The sequence below is a fragment of the Enterobacter cloacae complex sp. P17RS genome, assembly GCF_014895885.1.
Taxonomy (GTDB): domain Bacteria; phylum Pseudomonadota; class Gammaproteobacteria; order Enterobacterales; family Enterobacteriaceae; genus Enterobacter; species Enterobacter bugandensis.
In genome coordinates, this window is record NZ_JADBQK010000022.1 from 46,687 (window position 1) to 68,724 (window position 22,038).

Annotated in this window: 23 protein-coding genes; 14 read left to right on the top strand and 9 right to left on the bottom strand. The window is 55.4% G+C overall.

From position 1 onward, the window contains the following. The gene (gene hisP, locus IM265_RS16355) at positions 1–774 is read left to right on the top strand and encodes a histidine ABC transporter ATP-binding protein HisP (protein WP_028016220.1); all 774 of its coding nucleotides are present in this window, start codon (positions 1–3) and stop codon (positions 772–774) included. Between the two features lie 77 nt (positions 775–851). Here the strand turns inward: hisP and IM265_RS16360 are convergent, their stop codons facing one another. The 4 genes from IM265_RS16360 to yfcG all read right to left on the bottom strand — a co-directional run bounded on the left by IM265_RS16360 (position 852) and on the right by yfcG (position 3,386). Next, positions 852–1,361 carry a GNAT family N-acetyltransferase gene (locus IM265_RS16360; protein ID WP_028013952.1) on the bottom strand — a complete coding sequence of 170 codons (510 nt, stop codon included), beginning with the start codon at positions 1,359–1,361 and terminating at the stop codon, positions 852–854. 44 nt (positions 1,362–1,405) lie between these two features. Then, on the bottom strand, positions 1,406–2,299 hold the full coding sequence (locus tag IM265_RS16365) for a TIGR01777 family oxidoreductase (RefSeq protein WP_193030425.1): 894 nt from the start codon (positions 2,297–2,299) through the stop codon (positions 1,406–1,408). Positions 2,300–2,312: 13 nt separating this feature from the next. Then, a complete protein-coding gene (gene folX / locus IM265_RS16370; RefSeq protein ID WP_028013950.1) occupies positions 2,313–2,681 on the bottom strand; it encodes a dihydroneopterin triphosphate 2'-epimerase in 369 nt (122 codons plus the stop codon). A 75-nt stretch (positions 2,682–2,756) separates the two neighbouring features. Next, entirely contained in the window at positions 2,757–3,386 is a 630-nt protein-coding gene (gene yfcG, locus IM265_RS16375) for a GSH-dependent disulfide bond oxidoreductase (RefSeq protein ID WP_028013949.1), read from the bottom strand. Positions 3,387–3,526: 140 nt separating this feature from the next. On the opposite strand from yfcG, the gene yfcF reads away from it, so the two are divergent. From yfcF to yfcD, 3 genes are read left to right on the top strand one after another with little or no spacing between them, the layout of a single operon-like run. Beyond that, complete coding sequence (gene yfcF / locus IM265_RS16380; RefSeq protein ID WP_063943400.1) at positions 3,527–4,171, top strand: glutathione transferase; 645 nt, start codon at positions 3,527–3,529, stop codon at positions 4,169–4,171. A 55-nt stretch (positions 4,172–4,226) separates the two neighbouring features. Continuing rightward, a complete protein-coding gene (gene yfcE / locus IM265_RS16385) occupies positions 4,227–4,778 on the top strand; it encodes a phosphodiesterase (RefSeq protein WP_028013947.1) in 552 nt (183 codons plus the stop codon). Positions 4,779–4,833: 55 nt separating this feature from the next. Beyond that, positions 4,834–5,400 (top strand): NUDIX hydrolase YfcD, encoded by a 567-nt coding sequence (gene yfcD / locus IM265_RS16390; RefSeq protein ID WP_006811396.1) that lies wholly within the window; start codon positions 4,834–4,836, stop codon positions 5,398–5,400. 3 nt (positions 5,401–5,403) lie between these two features. On the opposite strand, the gene IM265_RS16395 is transcribed toward yfcD, so the two are convergent. Beyond that, a complete protein-coding gene (locus IM265_RS16395; protein ID WP_041908911.1) occupies positions 5,404–6,423 on the bottom strand; it encodes a LacI family DNA-binding transcriptional regulator in 1,020 nt (339 codons plus the stop codon). Between the two features lie 231 nt (positions 6,424–6,654). Here IM265_RS16395 and IM265_RS16400 point away from each other — a divergent pair, with 231 nt between their 5' ends. From IM265_RS16400 to IM265_RS16420, 5 genes are all read left to right on the top strand, one after another. Beyond that, the gene (locus IM265_RS16400; protein ID WP_047363541.1) at positions 6,655–7,098 is read left to right on the top strand and encodes a PTS sugar transporter subunit IIA; all 444 of its coding nucleotides are present in this window, start codon (positions 6,655–6,657) and stop codon (positions 7,096–7,098) included. An 80-nt stretch (positions 7,099–7,178) separates the two neighbouring features. Beyond that, complete coding sequence (locus IM265_RS16405) at positions 7,179–7,451, top strand: PTS sugar transporter subunit IIB (RefSeq protein WP_041908914.1); 273 nt, start codon at positions 7,179–7,181, stop codon at positions 7,449–7,451. 21 nt (positions 7,452–7,472) lie between these two features. Next, the gene (locus IM265_RS16410; protein ID WP_045631476.1) at positions 7,473–8,864 is read left to right on the top strand and encodes a PTS ascorbate transporter subunit IIC; all 1,392 of its coding nucleotides are present in this window, start codon (positions 7,473–7,475) and stop codon (positions 8,862–8,864) included. Continuing rightward, positions 8,861–9,691 carry a transketolase gene (locus IM265_RS16415; RefSeq protein WP_028013942.1) on the top strand — a complete coding sequence of 277 codons (831 nt, stop codon included), beginning with the start codon at positions 8,861–8,863 and terminating at the stop codon, positions 9,689–9,691. The genes IM265_RS16410 and IM265_RS16415 overlap by 4 nt, the downstream gene beginning before the upstream one ends. Next, entirely contained in the window at positions 9,684–10,637 is a 954-nt protein-coding gene (locus IM265_RS16420) for a transketolase family protein (RefSeq protein WP_193030427.1), read from the top strand. Before IM265_RS16415 ends, IM265_RS16420 begins: the two co-directional genes overlap by 8 nt. Positions 10,638–10,744: 107 nt before the next feature. On the opposite strand, the gene pta is transcribed toward IM265_RS16420, so the two are convergent. Together pta and ackA are read right to left on the bottom strand one after the other, a co-directional pair. Then, entirely contained in the window at positions 10,745–12,886 is a 2,142-nt protein-coding gene (gene pta, locus IM265_RS16425) for a phosphate acetyltransferase (RefSeq protein WP_041908921.1), read from the bottom strand. A 75-nt stretch (positions 12,887–12,961) separates the two neighbouring features. Continuing rightward, a complete protein-coding gene (ackA, locus tag IM265_RS16430; RefSeq protein WP_041908924.1) occupies positions 12,962–14,164 on the bottom strand; it encodes an acetate kinase in 1,203 nt (400 codons plus the stop codon). A gap of 337 nt (positions 14,165–14,501) precedes the next feature. On the opposite strand from ackA, the gene yfbV reads away from it, so the two are divergent. The 4 genes from yfbV to IM265_RS16450 all read left to right on the top strand — a co-directional run bounded on the left by yfbV (position 14,502) and on the right by IM265_RS16450 (position 18,123). Beyond that, positions 14,502–14,957: a terminus macrodomain insulation protein YfbV gene (gene yfbV, locus IM265_RS16435; RefSeq protein ID WP_028013938.1), complete on the top strand. Its 456-nt coding sequence runs from the start codon at positions 14,502–14,504 to the stop codon at positions 14,955–14,957. Positions 14,958–15,049: 92 nt separating this feature from the next. After that, entirely contained in the window at positions 15,050–15,544 is a 495-nt protein-coding gene (locus IM265_RS16440) for a YfbU family protein (RefSeq protein ID WP_003861461.1), read from the top strand. Between the two features lie 11 nt (positions 15,545–15,555). Next, positions 15,556–16,215 (top strand): sugar phosphatase, encoded by a 660-nt coding sequence (locus tag IM265_RS16445; RefSeq protein WP_041908926.1) that lies wholly within the window; start codon positions 15,556–15,558, stop codon positions 16,213–16,215. Between the two features lie 75 nt (positions 16,216–16,290). Beyond that, complete coding sequence (locus IM265_RS16450; RefSeq protein WP_193030429.1) at positions 16,291–18,123, top strand: SLC13 family permease; 1,833 nt, start codon at positions 16,291–16,293, stop codon at positions 18,121–18,123. 52 nt (positions 18,124–18,175) lie between these two features. Here IM265_RS16450 and yfbR read toward each other — a convergent pair whose 3' ends face one another. Next, positions 18,176–18,775 carry a 5'-deoxynucleotidase gene (gene yfbR, locus IM265_RS16455; protein ID WP_028013935.1) on the bottom strand — a complete coding sequence of 200 codons (600 nt, stop codon included), beginning with the start codon at positions 18,773–18,775 and terminating at the stop codon, positions 18,176–18,178. Positions 18,776–18,869: 94 nt separating this feature from the next. Then, positions 18,870–20,084, bottom strand: coding sequence for an alanine transaminase AlaA (gene alaA, locus IM265_RS16460; protein ID WP_003861471.1), 1,215 nt, complete (start codon positions 20,082–20,084; stop codon positions 18,870–18,872). Between the two features lie 938 nt (positions 20,085–21,022). Here alaA and lrhA point away from each other — a divergent pair. Continuing rightward, positions 21,023–21,961, top strand: a complete 939-nt coding sequence (lrhA, locus tag IM265_RS16465) for a transcriptional regulator LrhA (protein ID WP_028013934.1) — start codon at positions 21,023–21,025, stop codon at positions 21,959–21,961. The last annotated feature ends 77 nt before the right edge of the window (positions 21,962–22,038 follow it).

Consider the following 22,038-nt stretch of genomic DNA (forward strand, 5'->3'; position numbering starts at 1 on the left):
ATGGCTGAGAACAAATTAAACGTTATTGATTTGCACAAACGCTACGGCGAACATGAAGTGCTGAAAGGGGTGTCGCTGCAGGCTAACGCAGGCGACGTAATCAGTATCATCGGTTCATCCGGCTCGGGTAAAAGTACCTTCCTGCGCTGCATTAACTTCCTCGAAAAGCCGAGCGAAGGCTCGATTGTGGTGAGCGGGCAGAACATCAACCTGGTGCGTGACAAAGACGGCCAGCTGAAGGTGGCGGATAAGAATCAGCTGCGCCTGCTGCGTACGCGCCTGACGATGGTGTTCCAGCATTTCAACCTCTGGAGCCACATGACGGTGCTGGAGAACGTGATGGAAGCGCCGGTTCAGGTGCTCGGCTTAAGCAAGCAGGAAGCCCGGGAACGCGCGGTGAAATACCTGGCGAAAGTGGGTATCGACGAGCGCCAGCAGATGAAGTATCCGGTACACCTTTCCGGCGGCCAGCAGCAGCGTGTCTCCATCGCCCGCGCGCTGGCGATGGAGCCGGAAGTGCTGCTGTTCGACGAACCGACCTCCGCGCTTGACCCGGAACTCGTCGGCGAAGTGCTGCGCATCATGCAGAAGCTGGCCGAAGAGGGCAAAACGATGGTGGTGGTGACGCACGAGATGGGCTTCGCCCGTAACGTCTCGAACCACGTGATTTTCCTGCATCAGGGGAAAATTGAAGAGCAGGGGCACCCTGACGAGGTGCTGGCAAACCCGCAGAGCCCGCGTTTGCAGCAGTTCCTTAAAGGATCTCTGAAATAAAGAGGGCATCAGCCCGCAGTGCAGCCCAATCGCCCGGTGGCGCTTCGCTTACCGGGCCTACGGGCCGGGTGAGGGCATCAGGCCGCACCACACTCCAGCCGATAGACCCAGTCGTCATACCGCACGCCGTCAATCTCATACGCCTTTTCAAGCACCTGCGTGCGCACAAACCCGGCTTTCTCAAGCACCCGCACAGACCCGCCGTTGTCTGCCAGCACGTACGCGTTAATCGCCTTCACGCCGGTCTGGTTAAACGCGTACTCACATACCGCGCGCAGCGCCTCGCTGGCGATGCCTTTTCCCTGCGCGGCAGGCACAACCGTGTAGCCAATGTCCGCCTCTTCACGATTCTCAGGGCTGATTTGCAGGCCGATATCGCCGAGTGGCGTATCTTCATTCAGAAAGCGGATCACGAAGACATGCTCCGCCATCAGACGTGCGGCAAACACGCGTCGGGTCTCTTTCTCAGGCGCAATCGCGGCCATATAGCGCATGATGTCGCGGTTTTCGCGCAGCGAGCGGAAGAACGCCCAGTCAGAGGGTTCGAAAGGGGTGAGATGAAGCCGGGGAGTGGTGATGGTTGCCATTGTTACGCCATTTCATCGGAACATGGCGTATCACTGTAACATATTCAGCGTACCACATCCCCCAGTGCCTCTTCTAAGTCATACCAGCGAAACGCAAAACCGGCCGCTTCCAGCCGTTTTGGCAGCGCGCGCTGACCGCCCAGTACCAGCACGGACGCTTCGCCCATCAACAGGCGAATCGCCGTCGCAGGCACGCGTAATATCGCCGGGCGGTGCAGGGCATGGCCCAGCGCGTGGGCAAACTGTTCATTTCGCACCGGATACGGCGCAACCATGTTAAACGGCCCGCGCAGATCGTTATCCAGCAGCCAGATAATGCCGTTCACCATATCGTCGATATGGATCCAGGCCAGGTACTGTCGCCCGTTGCCGATCGGCCCGCCGAGCCCCAGCCTGAAGGGCGGAAGCATTTTACCCAGAATGCCGCCTTTCGGCGCAAGCACCACGCCGGTACGCAGCAGGCAGACGCGGGTATTATCGCTTTGCGCCGCGCTGGCGATGCGCTCCCACTGGGCGCAGAGTTTATGGGTGAACTCGTTGTGGGGCGGCTCTTCCTCGGTGACCACCACTTCGCCGAGATCGCCGTAATAGCCCGTCGCAGAGCCTGAAATCAGCACCGACGGCGGGGTCTGGCTGTTGCGAATCAGCTCAACCAGCTTCTCGGTGATGTTCCAGCGGCTGCTGCACAACCGCTGTTTCTGCTCTTCGGTCCAGCGCTTATCGGCGATGGGTTCGCCCGCAAGGTTGATGACGGCGTCGAAGCCGTCCAGATTCTGCCGATCGGCCAGCCCTTTCCAGATATCGACCCCCGCGCCCAGCACCTGGCGCGCTTTCTCCGGGCTGCGGGTCACTACGGTAATGTCGTGATGCAGCGCCTGCAAACGCGCAATGAGATGGCGCCCAATCAGGCCTGTACCGCCGGTCAGCAGAATCTTCATACAACCTCCAGGTTTACGCCTGGCGTCGCCAGCTTAACGTCATGGAGACGGAGTCGGCATAGCGCAGGGCGTGAAGTTTATCGATCTCTACTTCAGCATAAGTGACCCAGTGATGATCGCGTGCGATATCGAGCACATCCTGAGTTAATTTCTCCAGCAGAGAGAAGCGGTTGTTTTCCACGTACTGGATGATGTTTTTAGTGATCGTGCGATAGTTCAGCGCGTCATTGATGTCTTCGCTGGCCCGCGCTTTGTCTGCCGGGTAGTGAATCACCACATTAATGACAATATCCTGACGGTTGGCAATCTCTTCCTCTTTGATACCAATGAACGTGCGCAAGCGTAAATTTTTTATACGAATAATAGCGTCTGGCTGTGACATTGCAGGTCTTCTCCGTGTCAGTATTTCCCGCCCATAATACATGAGAGCCTCTCAGCCACCCAGCCTCATAGGTGATTAAACCTGCTGGATTTTTTGCATTGCGCGTTCGGTGGCCGGGCGGGTCCGGATACGCTCAAACCAGTTGTTCACCGCCGGGTAAGACGCTAAGTCAATCCGGTGTTTATCATGCGTATTTACCCACGGCCAGCAGGCGATATCGGCAATGCTGTAATGGTCGCCCCCGAGCCACGGCGTTTTCTCCAGCCGCTGGTTCAGAACGCCGTAAAGACGCTGGGTTTCAACCTGATATCGCTCAATGGCGTAGGGAATGGTCTGCGGCGCGAAGGCGGTGAAGTGGTGGTTCTGCCCCAGCATCGGCCCAAAGCCGCTTGACTGCCAGAAAAGCCACTGCAGAGTGTGGTGACGCTCGCGCAGTTCACCGCTCAGCAGCTTGCCGGTTTTCTCTGCCAGATAAAGCAAAATTTCACCGGATTCAAACAGGCTTAACGGCCTGCCTCCGTCCGCCGGCTGGCTATCAATAATGGCCGGAATTTTATTGTTGGGCGAAATAGCCAAAAACACAGGGTTGAACTGTTCGCCTTTGCTGATATCCACGCGGATGATTCTGTAATCCAGTTCGGCTTCTTCGAGAAAGAGGGTGATCTTGTGGCCGTTTGGGGTAGGGGCGTAATAAAGGTCAATCATTCTCAACTCCTGTCCATGCAAATAGTGGTGCCATGACAAATGAGTATAGGTGCTTGTTGTAAATCGTGAGTTTTCATCAAGTGACAGCGAAGCAAAGAGATTATATGTTGAGTAAAAACCGATCAGCCGATGAGGATGTTATGAACCAGCCCGTAATTACATTGTGGTCCGATGCAAATTTCTTTTCTCCCTATGTTATGAGCGTTTACGTCGCGCTGGCCGAAAAGGGGCTCTCTTTTACGCTGAAGACTGTCGATCTCGACGGTGGTGAACACCTCAAACCCCAGTGGCAGGGTTACGACCTGACGCGACGCGTGCCGGTGCTGGAACTGGATGGTTTTGCACTGAGCGAATCCTCGGCTATCGATGAATATCTGGAAGATCGTTTTGCGCCGCCGGAGTGGGAGCGCATCTATCCTCACGATCTGCAAAAGCGCGCCCGCGCCCGGCAGATCCAGGCGTGGCTGCGTAGCGACCTGGTGCCGATTCGCGTCGAGCGCTCCACGGATGTCGTGTTTGCCGGTGTGAAAAAGCCAGCGCTCAGCGCAGAAGGCGTCGAAAGCGCGCAAAAGCTGATTGAAACTGCAACCTCGCTGCTCGCTCACGGCAACCCGAACCTGTTCGGTGAATGGTGTATTGCCGATACCGATCTGGCGCTGATGCTGAACCGTTTGATCCTCAACGGCGATGAGGTCCCTCAACTGCTGGTGGACTATGCGGCGTTCCAGTGGCAGCGAGCCTCCGTACAGCGCTATGTGGCACTCTCCGCTAAGCGCGCGGGCTGATAAGCCCTGACGCTTCAGGTATGATAAGGGGAGTTTTTTTACCAGGGAGTGACGGATGAAACTGATGTTTGCGTCAGATATCCATGGATCGCTGCCCGCGACCGAGCGAGTGCTTTCTCTGTTTTCGCAAAGCGGGGCCCAATGGCTGGTGATTCTGGGGGATGTGTTAAATCATGGTCCGCGTAATGCGCTGCCGGAAGGCTATGCCCCGGCGCAGGTGGCGGAAAAGCTTAACCCGTTTGCCTCGCGCATTATCGCCGTTCGCGGTAATTGCGACAGCGAAGTCGACCAGATGCTGCTGCATTTTCCCCTTACCGCGCCATGGCAACAGGTTCTGCTGGAAAACAGCCGCCTGTTTCTGACCCACGGACACCTTTTCGGCCCGGATAATCTCCCGGCGCTCGCGGCTGGCGATGTCCTGGTTTACGGCCATACTCATATTCCGGTGGCTGAAAAACGCGGTGAGATTTATCACTTTAATCCGGGGTCGGTCAGCATCCCGAAAGGCGGATATCCTGCGAGCTATGGCCTGCTGGATGGAAATACCCTGAGCGTTATCGCACTTAATGATCAGCAAGTTATTGCGCAGGTAGCGATTAATCCGTAAGTTACACCACAACTGCAAACGCGCCGAAAGAGCGCTTAGACGAGAAGGTTTCCCGATGGTGGAGCAGAATCATTTGGCAAGTACTGAATGGGTTGACATTGTCAGCGAAGAAAATGAAGTGATCGCGCAGGCGAGCCGCGAACAAATGCGTGCAGAGCGACTGCGTCACCGTGCAACGTACATCGTTGTGCATGACGGCATGGGCAAGATTCTGGTCCAGCGCCGCACGGACACCAAAGATTTTCTTCCGGGCATGCTTGATGCCACCGCAGGCGGCGTCGTGCAGGCCGATGAAGTGCTGCTGGATTCCGCACGCCGTGAAGCGGAAGAAGAGTTAGGTATCGCCGGGGTGCCGTTTGCCGAGCACGGGCAGTTCTATTTCGAAGACGAACATTGCCGCGTCTGGGGTGGACTGTTTAGCTGCGTTTCCCATGGGCCTTTCGCCCTGCAGGAAGAGGAAGTGAGCGAAGTCTGCTGGATGACGCCGGAAGAGATTACCGCCCGCTGCGACGAGTTCACGCCGGATTCGTTAAAAGCGCTGGCGCTGTGGATGACCCGCAACGCCAAAAACGAATCCGCTAAGCCGGAAAACAAAGCGGAAAAAGAGGAAGAGGCTGAGTAAGCCTTAACAGCTTTCCCGCAGGCACAGGCTGGACGCGATGGGTTTTTGGTCGCGCCAGTCTCCGTCATTCAGACGTTCCAGTAGCGCTTTACCTGCCTCAATCCCAATCTTTCGATGCGGTACCGCCATCGTCGTCAGCGGCGGCTGGCAGACGCGGCTCACATCGCTATCGCCAAAGCCCACGACAGCCAGATCGTCCGGCACTTTAATGCGTCGACGCTGACACTCATACAGCGCGCCGCAGGCCAGCTCGTCTGATACGCACACCAGCGCATCCAGCTCCGGCCACGCCAGCAAGAACTCTGGCAGTTGTGCCGCGCCGGTCGAGAAGCTCGGCGGCATCGCCGCGTTAATCACCCGGTTTGGCGACAGATGATGGCGCAGCATCGCCTTGTACCAGCCCTGCAAATGCTGCTGGAAAATCCACTGCTCCTGGTTGGCGCACAGCAGGCCGATATTCTGGTAGCCGCGCCTAATCACCATTTCCGTCAGCTCGTACATGGCCGCCACGTTATCGATCCCGATATTCATATCGATCGGATCGGCGCGCATCGCACCCATCTCCATTACCGGAATCGAGGCGTTTTTCAGCCAGTGGCGAACAGTGTCGGTGTGCTCGACGCTGAGCAAAATCGCGGCGGCGATATTTGACGCCAGCAGGGTCTCAAGCAGCTTCTCTTCCTGCTCAAGCCGATGCTGGGACTCTGCCAGCATAATCTGGTATCCGGCGGGCTGCAGCACCTGCTGTAAGCCCGCAAACATTTCAGAGCAACCGGCTTCGGAAAGGTTGGGAACAACCATCGCAATCGTCCATGAGGACGCGGATGCCAGTGCGCTGGCGGCGAGATTGGGCATATAGCCCAGCTCCTGCACCGCAGCTTCAATTTTTTCACGCAGTTTATCGGAAACCTGTTCGGGCGTGCGGAGCGCACGGGAGACGGTCATCGTGCCGACTCCGGCAAGCTGCGCGACATCAGCGAGCGTGACTTTTCCGGTACTGCGCCGTTTTCGGGTTAAAGACATACACCTTCCTGCTGACCAGACGCGTTCTTTTTCCTTCATTTCAGGTGACAGGCAGTATACGCCTTAAATCCCTTTTTTTGCTGTGATTTCACACCATGATTACATTTTGATAGCGCTATCACATTTCTGCATGTTGGTAATTGGTAGCGCTATCTTTGTGATCCCGATCGCAGTCAATGATTGATGGGTTGAATAAAGTTTGCCCATCTTTAGCGTTTGGCGGGAGGGAAAATGCTCAAAAAGTGGATATATGATACAACCATCACGCTGCAGGATAGCGTGGAAAGCTGGCCACAGGCGCTGGAGATATGCGCGAAACCGCTGCTGGATCTGCAGGTGATTGCACCGGAATACGTGACGGCAATCATTCAGCAGCACCATACGTTAGGACCCTATTATGTGCTGGCACCAGGGCTAGCCATGCCGCATGCGCGGCCGGAGGAAGGCGCCAAAGGACTGGGCTTGTCATTACTAAAACTAAAACAGGGCGTCTCTTTTGGTGCCGGAGAGTTTGACCCTGTCGATCTGATTATTATGCTTGCGGCACCGGATAAACATAGCCATATCGAAATGATATCCGCGCTCGCTGAATTATTTTCCAGCGACGAAGATATGGAGAAATTACATCAGGCGAATACCCTGGAGGACATTAAAACCATTATTAACCGCTTCTGATTTAATTTTTTAATCCGATTATTCACAACATTACGCGCCAGCGTGGTGGGGCGTGCTCTACTCAAAATAAGGGGACAACAATGAAAATCATGGCTATTTGCGGTTCTGGCCTGGGCAGCAGTTTTATGGTCGAAATGAACATTAAAAAGGTGCTTAAAAAGCTGGACATTGAGGCCGAGGTTGAACACTCCGATCTCTCCTCCGCCACGCCGGGCGCGGCGGACCTGTTTGTGATGGCGAAAGACATTGCGGCCAGCGCCAGCGTGCCGGAAAGCCAGCTGGTGGTGATCAACAACATCATTGATATCAACGAACTCGAAGCGCAGCTGCGCGCCTGGTTCGACAGACAATAACCCTGATAAGGCGAGGTGGATATGTTTATCCTTGAAACGCTGAATTTCGTTGTCGATATTTTAAAAGTCCCTTCGGTGCTGGTGGGTTTAATTGCGTTAATTGGTCTGGTCGCGCAGAAAAAAGCGTTTTCTGATGTCGTAAAAGGCACAATTAAAACGATTCTCGGCTTTATTGTACTGGGCGGTGGCGCCACGGTGCTGGTGGGGTCGTTAAACCCGTTGGGCGGCATGTTTGAGCACGCTTTTAATATCCAGGGCATTATTCCAAACAATGAAGCGATTGTGTCGATCGCGCTGGAAAAATACGGTGCCTCGACCGCGCTGATCATGGCCTTCGGCATGGTGGCGAACATTGTCGTCGCGCGCTTTACCCGCCTGAAGTACATCTTCCTGACCGGGCACCACACCTTCTACATGGCGTGCATGATTGGCGTGATCCTGACGGTCGCAGGCTTCGAGGGAGTAGGGCTGGTATTTACCGGTTCGCTGATCCTCGGCCTGATTATGGCCTTCTTCCCGGCGATTGCGCAGCGCTATATGAAGCGTATTACCGGCAACGATGAGATCGCCTTCGGTCATTTCGGTACGCTGGGCTACGTGCTGTCCGGCTGGATTGGCAGCAGGGTCGGCAAAGGCTCGCGCTCCACCGAAGAGATGAACCTGCCGAAGAACCTCAGCTTCCTGCGCGACAGCTCGATCTCTATTTCCCTTACCATGATGATTATCTACCTGATCATGGCGGTAAGCGCCGGTCGTGAGTACGTGGAGTCCACCTTCAGCGGCGGTCAGAACTACCTGGTCTACGCCATCATCATGGCGATCACCTTCGCGGCGGGCGTGTTCATCATCCTGCAGGGCGTGCGCCTGATTCTGGCGGAAATCGTCCCGGCCTTTACCGGCTTCTCGGAAAAACTGGTGCCGAACGCGCGTCCGGCGCTGGACTGCCCGGTGGTTTACCCCTATGCGCCAAACGCGGTGCTGATTGGCTTCCTGTTCAGCTTCCTCGGGGGAATTGTGGGCTTGCTCATCTGCGGTCAGTTTAGCTGGGTGCTGATCCTGCCGGGCGTGGTGCCGCACTTCTTCACCGGCGCAACGGCGGGCGTGTTCGGTAACGCCACCGGTGGACGCCGCGGGGCAATGATAGGCGCCTTTGCTAACGGCCTGCTGATTACCTTCCTCCCGGTCCTGCTGCTGCCGGTACTGGGTGCGATTGGCTTTGCTAACACCACCTTCTCGGACGCCGACTTCGGCGCGGTCGGGATTGTGCTGGGCAACCTGGCGCGCTTCCTGTCACCGCTTGCCATCACCGGGCTGGTTGTGGCGCTGTTCGCGCTGCTGGTGGCCTACAACATCTTCGCGAAAAACAAACCTGCGGGTAGTAACGCGCAGGAAAATACCGGAGCCAAATCATGAATGAGAACGAGATAACCGAACTGGCGCGTCAGATCCGTCTTGAAACCCTCAAATCCCTGACGCAGCTGGGCTTTGGGCACTACGGCGGCAGCATGTCGGTGGTGGAAACCCTGGCGGTGCTGTACGGCGCCGTGATGAAGATCGACCCGGCGGATCCGGACTGGCCTGAGCGCGATTACTTTGTGCTGTCGAAAGGTCATGCAGGCCCGGCGCTCTACAGCACCCTGGCGATTAAGGGCTACTTCCCGGTTGAAGAGCTGAGCACGCTGAACCAGAACGGCACGCGTCTGCCCAGCCACCCGGACCGCCTGAAAACGCGCGGCGTGGATGCCACCACCGGCTCGCTGGGGCAGGGGATCTCCATTGCGGGCGGTATGGCACTCTCGCACAGGCTGGCCGGGCGACCGAATCGGGTCTTCTGCATCGTTGGCGACGGCGAGCTGAACGAAGGCCAGTGCTGGGAAGCGTTCCAGTTTATCGCTCACCATCGTCTGAACAACCTGACCGTGTTCGTGGACTGGAACAAACAGCAGCTCGACGGCGAACTGGACGAAATCATCTGTGCCTTCGACCTGGAGGGCAAATTCCGCGCCTTTGGCTTTGACGTGGTGACGGTCAAAGGGGATGACATCCCGGCACTGCTGAAGGTGACTTCAAGGGTACCGGAGGCCGATGCGCGTCCGCGGGTGGTGATCCTCGACAGCATCAAAGGGCAGGGGGTGCCGTACCTGGAACAGCTCAGCAACTCGCACCACCTGCGATTGACCGCGGAGAGCAAAGCGGCCCTCAATGAGACGATTCGCCAACTGGAGGCTTCACATGATTAAGGTTGCACCGGCAGGACAGAAAGACGCCGTTGAGATGCGCAAGGTCTACGCGGGCTTTGTGGCAAAGCAGATTGAGGCCGGCAGCGAGATTATCGCCCTGGAAGCGGACCTGATGAGCTCAATGGCGATGGACGGCGTAGCGCGCGATTATCCGCAGCACGTGATTAACTGCGGCATTATGGAGGCCAACGTCATCGGTACTGCGGCGGGCCTGTCGCTCACCGGCCGTAAGCCGTTCGTGCACACCTTCACCGCGTTTGCCAGCCGTCGCTGCTTCGACCAGCTGTTTATGTCCCTGGACTACCAGCGCAACAACGTGAAGGTGATTGCCTCGGATGCGGGCGTGACGGCCTGCCACAACGGCGGGACGCACATGTCCTTCGAGGATATGGGCATCGTGCGCGGTCTGGCGCGTTCGGTGGTGTTGGAAGTCACCGATGCGGTGATGTTCGAGGATGTGCTGCGCCAGCTTATCGATCTCGAAGGCTTCTACTGGGTGCGCACCATCCGCAAGCAGGCGCCGAGCGTCTATGCGCCGGGCTCAACATTTACCATTGGCAAAGGCAACGTGTTGCGCGAGGGTAGCGATATCACGCTGATTGCCAACGGCATCATGGTGGCGGAAGCGCTGGAGGCGGCGCGCCAGCTTGAACAGGAGGGGGTAAGTGCGGCGGTCATCGACATGTTTACCCTGAAGCCCATCGATCGGATGCTGGTGAAAAACTATGCCGAGAAAACCGGGCGTATTGTGACCTGCGAAAACCACAGTATTCACAACGGTCTCGGGTCAGCGGTGGCGGAAGTGCTGGTGGAGACCTGCCCGGTGCCGATGCGTCGCGTGGGCGTGAAGGAGCGTTACGGCCAGGTGGGCACACAGGAGTTCCTGCAAAAAGAGTATGGCCTGACGGCGCATGACATTGTGTCGGCGGCGCGGGAGCTGCTGTAATAAAAAAAGGCGACCGTGTGGTCGCCTTTTTGTTGCCCGGTGGCGCTGGCGCTTACCGGACCTACGGTTCTGTAGGCCGGATAAGCGAAGCGCCATCCGGCAAAACATTACTGCTGCTGCGAAGACTGAATCGCCGTCAGCGCGATGGTGTAGACGATATCGTCAACCAGCGCACCACGGGACAGGTCGTTCACAGGCTTGCGCATGCCCTGCAGCATTGGCCCGATGGAGATCAGGTCGGCAGAACGCTGTACCGCTTTGTAGGTGGTGTTACCGGTGTTCAGATCCGGGAAGATGAACACGGTAGCGCGACCGGCAACCGGCGAGTTCGGCGCTTTGGATTTCGCCACGTCAGCCATTACCGCGGCGTCGTACTGCAGCGGGCCGTCGATCATCAGATCAGGACGTTTTTCCTGCGCAATACGGGTCGCTTCACGGACTTTCTCTACGTCGCTACCTGCACCAGAGGTGCCGGTGGAGTAGGAGAGCATCGCTACGCGTGGTTCAATACCGAAAGCGGTCGCGGAGTCCGCAGACTGGATAGCGATTTCTGCCAGCTGTTCTGCGGTAGGATCCGGGTTGATCGCGCAGTCGCCGTAAACGTAAACCTGTTCAGGCAGCAGCATGAAGAACACGGAGGAGACCAGAGAGCTGCCTGGCGCAGTTTTGATCAGCTGCAACGGTGGACGGATGGTGTTAGCGGTGGTGTGAACCGCACCGGAAACCAGACCGTCAACTTCGTCCTGCTCCAGCATCAGCGTGCCCAGCACGACGTTGTCTTCCAGCTGCTCGCGCGCAACGGCTTCGGTCATGCCCTTGTTCTTACGCAGCTCAACCAGACGGGCAACGTAGCTTTCGCGAACCACTTCCGGGTCAACGATTTCGATGCCTGTGCCCAGCTCAACGCCCTGAGACGCCGCAACGCGGTTGATCTCATCCGGGTTACCCAGCAGCACGCAGGTCGCGATGCCGCGCTCTGCACAGATAGCCGCCGCTTTAACGGTACGTGGTTCGTCGCCTTCTGGCAGAACCACGCGTTTGCCCGCTTTACGCGCCAGCTCGGTCAGCTGGTAGCGGAAGGCTGGAGGAGACAGACGGCGGCTGCGCTCGGAGGTCGCGGTCAGGGATTCGATCCAGTCTGCGTCGATGTAGCCCGCAACGTATTCCTGAACTTTCTCGATACGCTCGTGGTCATCAACCGGCACTTCCAGGTTGAAGCTTTGCAGGCTCAGAGAGGTCTGCCAGGTGTTGGTGTTCACCATGAAGACTGGCAGGCCGGTAGCGAACGCACGTTCGCACAGCTTGCTGATGCGCGCGTCCATTTCGTAGCCGCCGGTCAGCAGAATTGCACCGATTTCCACGCCGTTCATCGCTGCCAGACAGGCAGCAACCAGCACGTCCGGACGGTCTGCGGAGGTCACCAGCAGGGAACCTGCGCGGAAGTGCTCCAGCATGTGCGGAATGCTGCGCGCGCAGAAAGTCACGGACTTCACGCGACGGGTGTTAATATCGCCTTCGTTAACGATGGTCGCGTTCAGGTGACGCGCCATATCGATTGCACGGGTGGCAATCAGATCGAAGCTCCATGGCACTGCGCCGAGTACAGGCAGCGGGCTGGATTCCTGCAGCTTTGCCGGATCAACCTTGATGACTTTCGCTTTGGAAGAGTCGTCGAAGATTTCGGACAGGTCTGGACGCGTACGGCCCTGTTCATCAACCGGTGCGTTCAGTTTGTTAACGATCACGCCAGTGATGCTGGTGTTTTTCGCACCGCCGAAGCTGCTGCGCGTCAGTTCGATACGCTCTTTCAGCTGCTCTGGGGTATCAGTCCCCTGAGACATCACGAAAACGATCTCTGCGTTCAGGGTTTTCGCGATTTCAAAGTTCAGGGACTGGGCAAACTGGTGTTTGCGGGTCGGGACCAGGCCTTCAACCAGCACCACTTCCGCGTCCTGCGCGTTAGCGTGGTAGTTGGCGATGATCTCTTCCATCAGCACGTCTTTCTGGTTGCTGGAGAGCAGAGACTCAACGTGGCTCATCTTCAGCGGTTCAGCCGCAGGAAGATTGGAATTCTTACGCACGATGGTGGTGGTCTGGTCTGGCGCATCGCCACCGGCACGAGGCTGGGCAATAGGCTTAAAGACGCTCAGACGAACGCCTTTGCGTTCCATAGCGCGGATCACGCCGAGGCTGACGCTGGTCAGGCCGACGCTGGTTCCGGTAGGGATCAGCATAATAGTACGGGACACGGTTTATCCTCTTTCGTTACCGCCGCGTTGGGCGGGTTACAAAACAGCACCGCCAGCATTGCTGGCGGTGTGGAATCAGGCAGTCAGGCGGCACGCGTCTTGCGCGATGACCAGCTCTTCGTTAGTTGGGATAACGATAGCCGGGCGGGTGCCTTCTTTGTTGATGAAGCCAGACTTGCCGAAGCGGGCAGCCAGGTTACGCTCGTGATCGACTTCGAAGCCAAGAACGCCCAGTTTGCCCAGGGACAGTTCACGTACCATTGCCGCGTTCTCACCGATGCCACCGGTGAAGATAACCGCGTCCAGACGACCGTCCATCAGCGCGGTGTAAGAACCGATGTACTTCGCCAGACGGTGGCAGTAAACGTCCATTGCACGCTTAGCGTCTTCTTTGCTGTCGTAGTTGTCTTCAACGTAACGGCAGTCGCTGGTGACTTCGGTCAGACCCAGCAGGCCAGACTCTTTGGTCAGCATTTTGTTGATGTCGTCAACGCTCATGCCCAGAGTGTCGTGCAGGTGGAAGATGATTGCCGGGTCGATGTCACCGGAACGGGTACCCATCACCAGACCTTCCAGCGGGGTCAGACCCATAGAGGTATCAACACATTTACCGTTGCGGATAGCAGAAACAGAACCACCGTTGCCCAGGTGGCAGGTGATGATGTTGACTTCTTCAACCGGCTTGTTCAGGACTTTTGCGGCTTCCTGAGTCACATAGAAGTGGCTGGTGCCGTGCGCGCCGTAGCGACGTACGCCGTGCTCTTTGTACAGGCTGTACGGCAGGGCATAGAGGTAAGACTCTTCCGGCATGGTCTGATGGAACGCGGTGTCAAACACGGCCACGTTTTTGTCTTTCAGATTCGGGAAGGACTTCAGCGCTTCAGCGATACCGATCAGGTGCGCCGGGTTATGCAGCGGAGCAAAAGAGGCAGAGTCTTTGATGCCCTGGATAACAGAGTCGTCGATGACAACGGAGCTGGTGTATTTTTCGCCGCCGTGGACGATACGGTGACCAATCGCAGTCAGCTGAGCAGACAGTTCTGGTTTTTGTGCCAGAATAGTGTTAACGATAAAGTTCAGCGCTTCACTGTGAGCGGCGCCTGCACCTAAAGCCGCTTCTTGTTTGCTGCCGTCCATCTTCCACTTGATACGTGCTTCAGGCAGATGGAAACATTCGGCCAAACCAGAGAGGTACTCGTCACCGTTGAGCGCATCGATGATGGCGAATTTCAGTGAAGAGCTACCGCAGTTCAGAACCAGTACTAACTTACTCGACATGGAAGTACCTATAATTGATACGTGGCTAAAAAAACGTCAATGAGCCTAAAAGCGTAACGCAAGCTGACCCAGACGTTTATGATTAACATCATGCCAAACGAACATTCTGGCAGGATGGAAGAAATACCTATGATTTTAAGCCATTTTGAACATTTTTCAGACAATGGCATAATATGCGATAATTTGACGAGTTAACGCTTCTCGTCTACGGCCCTATCAGGCTGGCACAGAATACCCGATACGGGGTAGCGATGACAAAATATTTTGAACGTTGTCATAGCCTGTTGTGGTTTTGCACAAAAATTTTAATTTTTATATGTGAAGTTGAGGTACAGCCATGTCGACACCCGAAATCCCGTCCGTGAGCTTTTTCAGTCTGTTTCGTCGGGGACAGCATTACGCAAAGACGTGGCCAATGGAAAAGCGCCTTGCGCCGATGTTTATTGAGAATCGCACGATCCGCGCCACGCGCTATGCGATTCGCTTTATGCCTCCGGTCGCTATCTTTACTCTGTGCTGGCAAATCGCCCTCGGTGGGCAGCTTGGTCCTGCCGTCGCAACGGCGCTCTTCGCGTTAAGCCTGCCGATGCAGGGGCTGTGGTGGTTAGGCAAACGCTCTATTACGCCGCTTCCGCCTTCTATTTTACACTGGTTTTATGAAGTGCGTGGAAAACTGGAGGAGGCCGGGCAGGCGCTGGCCCCGGTTGAAGGCAAGCCGGATTACCAGGCGCTGGCGGACACGTTAAAGCGTGCTTTTAAGCAGCTGGATAAAACATTCCTCGATGACTTGTGATTGATCATCGAAACGACTAACAAAAGAAGGCACAGTAACACACCGTTACCGTGTCTTTTTTTTACAGTGCAATGCGCTACAGGAGTCGAAAGATGGAAATGACCCATGCTCAACGTCTGATTTTGTCTAACCAGTACAAGATGATGACTATGCTTGATCCCGATAACGCTGCGCGCTACAGCCGCCTGCAAACCATCGTCGAACGCGGTTTTGGTTTGCAAATGCGCGAACTGGACCGCGAGTTTGGCGAGCTGAAAGAAGAAACCTGCCGCATCGTGATCGACATTATGGAGATGTATCACGCTCTGCACGTCTCCTGGACGAACCTCAAAGACCAGCAGACCATTGACGAACGTCGCGTGACCTTCTTAGGCTTTGATGCCGCGACGGAAGCGCGCTATCTGAGCTATGTTCGCTTTATGGTGAACACCGAAGGGCGCTACACCCATTTTGATGCGGGAACGCACGGCTTCAACGCCCAAACCCCCATGTGGGATAAATATCAACGTATGCTGAGCGCGTGGCACGCCTGCCCGCGTCAGTACCATTTAAGCAGCAACGAAATTCAACAAATCATTAATGCCTGACGGAGGTGCGTGTGCAGTGTAAAGGTTTTCTGTTTGATCTGGACGGTACGCTGGTGGATTCGCTGCCGGTGGTGGAACGCTCGTGGTGCCACTGGGCCGACCGGCACGGCATCGACCACCAGGACGTGCTGAATTTTATCCATGGCAAACAGGCCATTACCTCATTGCGGCACTTTTTAGCGGGGCGTTCTGAGGAAGAGATCCAGGCGGAGTTCAAATACCTGGAGCAGATTGAGGCCACCGACACCGAGGGCATTACCGCGCTGCCCGGGGCGCGCGAACTGCTTGAGCATCTGAATGAAGCGCAAATCCCGTGGGCTATCGTCACCTCCGGCTCTGTTCCGGTCGCGCATGCCCGCCATAAGGCGGCCGGTTTACCGAAGCCAGAGGTGTTCATTACGGCTGAGCGCGTTAAACGCGGCAAGCCGGAGCCGGATGCGTTTCTGCTTGGTGCAGAAATGCTGGGCTTCGCGCCTGCAGAGTGTGTGGTGGTGGAAGATGCGGCCGCTGGCGTGCTGGCCGGGCTGAACGCCGGGAGCCACGTCATTGCCGTTAACGTTCCGGCGGGATCTCCACGCCTGGACGAGGCGGACTTTGTGATTCATTCCCTGACGGCGCTGGCGGTGTCAAAAGCGCCCGACGGAGTTGTAACCGTCTCGCTAAAAATGTAATCCCATGATATAGCCCCACGCTGCTGGGGCTTTTTTATGGCAAAATTTCTCATCTTCCACTGACAAGGATAGGTTGTGAACGGTGAACTGATCTGGGTTCTGAGCCTGCTTTTAATCGCCATTATTCTCTTCGCCACAGGCAAGGTGCGCATGGATGCCGTCGCCCTGTTTGTCATCGTCGCGTTTGTGCTGAGCGGCACGCTCACGCTACCGGAAGCCTTCTCCGGGTTCAGCGACCCCAACATTATCCTTATAGCTGCCCTGTTTATCATCGGCGACGGCCTTGTTCGCACCGGCGTGGCGACCATCATGGGCGCGTGGCTGGTTAAGGTGGCCGGCAGCAGTGAAACCAAAATGCTGATCTACCTGATGCTGACGGTCGCCGGACTGGGGGCGTTTATGAGCTCAACGGGCGTGGTCGCTATTTTTATCCCGGTGGTGCTGAGCGTTTCAATGCGGATGCAGAGCTCGCCGTCGCGCCTGATGATGCCTCTGAGCTTTGCCGGTTTGATCAGCGGAATGATGACGCTGGTGGCGACGCCGCCGAACCTGGTGGTCAACAGCGAGCTGATTCGTGAAGGGTTTCAGGGCTTCAGCTTTTTCAGCGTCACCCCGCTTGGGCTGGTGATTCTGGCGATGGGCGTGGTCTACATGCTGCTGACCCGTTTTGCCCTCAAAGGCGACAAACAGGATAAGAATAAAGAGGGATGGAAGCGACGTACCTTCCGCGATCTGATCAAAGAGTACCGCCTCACCGGGCGGGCGCGCCGTCTGGCCATTCGCCCCGGCTCGCCGATGGTCGGCCAGCGGCTCGACGACCTTAAGCTGCGCGAGCGTTATGGCGCGAACGTGATCGGGGTTGAGCGCTGGCGTCGTTTTCGCCGGGTGATTGTTAACGTGAACGGGGTATCAGAGTTTCGCGCGCGTGACGTCCTGCTGATTGATATGTCAACGGCGGACGTGGATCTGCGAGAGTTCTGTAGCGAGCAGCTGCTGGAGCCGATGGTGCTACGCGGCGAGTATTTCTCCGACCAGGCGCTGGATGTGGGGATGGCCGAAGTGTCGCTGATACCGGAATCGGAACTGCTGGGTAAAACCGTGCGTGAAATGGGGTTCCGTACCCGCTATGGTCTGAACGTAGTGGGGCTGAAACGTGATGGCGTGGCGATGGAAGGGGCAGTCGTCGATGAGCCGATCCTGCTGGGCGATATCTTTCTCGTGGTCGGCAACTGGAAGCTGATAAGCCAGCTCGGGCAAAAAGGGCGTGATTTTGTGGTGCTCAACATGCCGGTCGAGGAGAGCGATGCCTCCCCGGCGCACAGCCAGGCGCCTCATGCGATTTTCTGTCTGGTGCTGATGGTGGCGCTGATGCTGACCGATGAAATCCCTAATCCGGTCGCGGCCATTATCGCCTGCCTGCTGATGGGGAAATTCCGCTGCATTGACGCCGAAAGCGCGTATAAAGCCATTCACTGGCCGAGCATTATTCTTATCGTCGGGATGATGCCCTTTGCCCTGGCACTGCAAAAAACCGGCGGGGTGGATCTGATCGTAAAAGGCTTGATGGACGTGGGCGGCGGGTATGGACCGTACATGATGATGGTCTGTCTGTTTGTCATGTGCGCCACGATAGGGTTATTTATCTCGAATACCGCGACGGCGGTGCTGATGGCGCCCATTGCGCTGGCGATGGCGAAATCCATGGGCGTGTCGCCGTACCCGTTTGCGATGATGGTCGCGATGGCGGCATCCGCGGCGTTTATGACGCCGGTTTCATCGCCGGTGAACACGCTGGTACTGGGGCCGGGGAATTATAAGTTCAGCGATTTCGTGAAGCTGGGCGTGCCGTTCACCGTGCTGGTGATGGTGGTGTGCGTGGTGTTAATTCCGGTTTTATTCCCGTTTTAGCGTGAGCGCAGAAACGTAGGCCGGGTAAGGCGAAGCCGCCACCCGGCTAAAATTACAACGGTGAATCCTGGCTGATCTCGTCCAGCGATAGATGGAAGCTCGGCACAAATACCTGCATGAAGTAGTCCATCTCTTCGCTGCGGCGGGATTCCAGCGTTTTTTCCAGACGCGTTTTCGCCAGTAAAAACTCATTATTGCCCGCAGACAGCTCTTCCAGACACTTCAGATAGGCGCACAGCGCGTCGGCCTGCTTGACCAGCGACTTTTCATCTTCCGTATACTGATGCTCGTCGATGAGCGGTTCAAAGATATCGCGTAGCTCTTCGGGCACCATCTCGATAAGCTTTTGCTGGGCAATCTTCTCAATAGCCTTATATTCCTGAGCAATCTGAGAATTGAAATATTTCACTGGCGTAGGCAGGTCGCCAGTCAGCACCTCTGATGCGTCGTGGTACATCGCCAGCAAAGCGATGCGCTCGGCATTCACCTGCCCGTTAAATTTGCGATTCTTAATGGCAGCCAGCGCATGAGCGACCATAGCAACCTGCAGGCTATGCTCAGACACGTTCTCTGTACGCACGTTGCGCATCAGCGGCCAGCGGTTGATCAGTTTCAGGCGGGAGAGGTGGGCAAAGAAATGGCTCTGACTCATAAATTACCTTTTGTCTTCACTGCGACAGGACTTCATTGTGCGGGGAGGGGAGGGAAGATGCAAATCAGGCTACCGAAGTAGCCTGATTTTAAGATTACTGATGGTATCCAGAGAGGAATCGCCCGAAGCGGCTGATGGCCATTTCGAGATCGTCTTCACGTGGCAGGGTCACGATACGCACGTGGTCCGGCCACGGCCAGTTAAACGCCGTCCCCTGAACCAGCAGCACTTTTTCCTGCAACAGGAAATCGAGCACCATTTTCTGATCGTCGTGGATATTGAAGCGCTTCGCGTCAATTTTCGGGAACATATACAGCGCCCCGTTCGGCTTCACGCAGGAGACGCCCGGGATATCGTTGATCAGTTCCCATGCGCGGTTACGCTGTTCGTACAGGCGACCGCCAGGGACGATAAACTCGCTGATGCTCTGGTAGCCGCCCAGCGCCGTCTGGATCGCGTGCTGCGCAGGCACGTTGGCGCAAAGACGCATCGACGCCAGCATCTCAAGCCCTTCAATATAGCCTTTTGCGTGCTTTTTCGGGCCGTTCAGCACCATCCAGCCCTGACGGAAACCGGCCACGCGGTAGGTTTTAGACAGTCCGTTAAAGGTGACGGTCAGCAGGTCGGGTGCCAGCGCGGCGATAGAGTGGTGCTGCGCCGCGTCGTACAGGATCTTGTCGTAGATTTCGTCAGCGAAGATGATCAGGTTGTGCTGGCGGGCGATCTCCACGATTTCCATCAGCAGCTCTTTTGAATAGACCGCGCCCGTCGGGTTGTTCGGGTTGATGATCACAATCCCACGCGTGCGAGGCGTGATTTTCGCGCGAATGTCATCCAGATCCGGGAACCAGTCAGAGGATTCGTCGCAAAGATAATGTACCGCTTTACCGCTGGAGAGCGATACGGCAGCGGTCCACAGCGGATAGTCCGGCGCGGGAACCAGCATTTCGTCACCGCTGTTCAGCAGCGCCTGCATGGCCTGAACGATAAGTTCGGAGACGCCGTTGCCGATATAGATATCTTCGACGGTAACGTCACGCATACCGCGCGCCTGGTAGTGCTGCATAATGGCTTTACGGGCGGAGTAAAGTCCCTTTGAGTCACAATAGCCTTGTGCCGTAGGCAGGTTGCGGATCACATCAACCAGAATTTCATCCGGCGCTTCAAAACCAAATGGCGCGGGGTTGCCGATGTTGAGCTTCAGAACCTTGTTGCCTTCTTCTTCAAGGCGTTTTGCCTCTTTCAGAACCGGGCCACGGATGTCATAACAGACGTTATCTAGCTTGCTGGATTTTTCGATAGGGGACATGAACCTTTAACCTTTTCGCTATTATTGCCACTCCCTGCCGTGGAAGTCAGCACGGAATAATGTACTCCCCCCACGCTTCGTTTTGAAGGGTGTGCAGAAGAAGATTTTGTGCTCATAGCGAAATTGTGATGAATCTTTTTAACTATTGACTGACGCTTTCACTGCCTTAACGTAATGTACAAACCATAAATAAAGGTTTATTGTGCTGTGAATTTATGTGAATTATGTATATTGTACTGATGAAAAATAAAAAACGCGCAGACAACAAGCAGAAGTTACGCTGGGTGACATTTCGTAAAACCTGAGTGTTGAAGGCATCTTGCAGTAATAGCCCGGAGCGGCTAAAAGTTAATCATGTGAAATTAATGTTAAGTGTTATTAATGAATGACCATAATCTAAATTAAAATTTATTTATTATTAACCAACAAAATGCAACTTTAGTTAATTCTAATAAAATTAGTTTAGAAGCTTAACAAACCTCTTTAATCCCGAATATTGCAATAAGACTTATAAATAAAGTGGATTTGGGTTAAGATGTCTATACGGAAAGCAGTAGAAAGATGCAGTGGTTTTGCATTTTTGAAACTGATTTTCCGATTTAATTGATTGTTATTGTTGGAGTTATCTCTGGCTGGAATGTGTCAAACATCTCCTGCTACGTTGACAGCGCTGCGAAAAAGATGGCAGAAAAAGTGTTACGCCTTTAATGTAATTTACATAACCCTGCGAACATCTAAATATCCTGAACGTTTAAGAGAATAAAAATAACGTCATGAAACGTGCTTTCTGACTGTTGATATAAAGCAGCACAATAACTATCTGTCAGGCAGTCTGCCGGGCCGGGATGCGAGGGAAAACCTTCAGAAGGAATTGCTTAACTGTTACACACAGCTTCAACCCGGGCAGCTCCGCACGAGCAACCTGAAAGTGAATAGATATGATAAATGCAAATCGTCCGATAATGAATCTCGACCTCGATCTGCTGAGAACGTTTGTTGCGGTCGCCGATCTCAACACTTTTGCAGCAGCTGCTGCCGCCGTCTGCCGAACTCAGTCCGCCGTTAGCCAGCAAATGCAGCGGCTGGAGCAACTGGTTGGGAAAGAGCTTTTTGCCCGTCACGGGCGTAATAAGCTCTTAACGGAACACGGTATTCAGCTACTGGGTTATGCCAGGAAAATTCTTCGCTTTAATGATGAAGCATGTATGTCATTAATGTTTAGCAACCTTCAGGGGGTGTTAACCTTAGGGGCATCTGATGAGTCAGCGGATACAATATTGCCGTTTCTTCTCAACCGAATTAGCTCGGTTTATCCGAAGCTTGCGCTGGATGTGAGCGTAAAGCGTAATGCCTTTATGGTTGAGATGTTAAATGAGAACAAGGTCGACCTGGTGGTCACGACGCATCGTCCCGGACAGTTTGATTGTCTGACCTTGCGCACATCGCCAACGCACTGGTATTGCGCAGCGGAATACGTGTTGCAAAAAGGGGAACCCGTACCGCTGGTTTTACTGGACGATCCGAGTCCTTTCCGGGATATGGTGCTTACGGCGTTAAATGAAGCCAACATTCCGTGGCGTCTGGCCTATGTAGCGTCCACGCTGCCTGCGGTGCGTGCCGCCGTGAAAGCGGGTCTTGGCGTAACGGCCCGTCCGGTAGAGATGATGAGCCCCGATCTGCGCGTTCTCGGTAAATCTGATGGTCTCCCAGCGCTGCCGGATACCGAGTATCTGCTTTGCCATAACGCGTCCAGTCATAACGAGCTGGCGAAGGTGGTGTTTGAGGCGATGGAAAATTACCATAACCCATGGCAGTTCGAGCATGTTACCTCCGAAGGGGGGGATGATTCCCTGATCGTTGAAGGTGACTTTGAGTGATCAAAAGCTCAAAATTCTGGTAACAAATTGTAAGTGTAAAAAAAAGCCACTCGTGCCGTTTTCGCACGCAGTGGCTT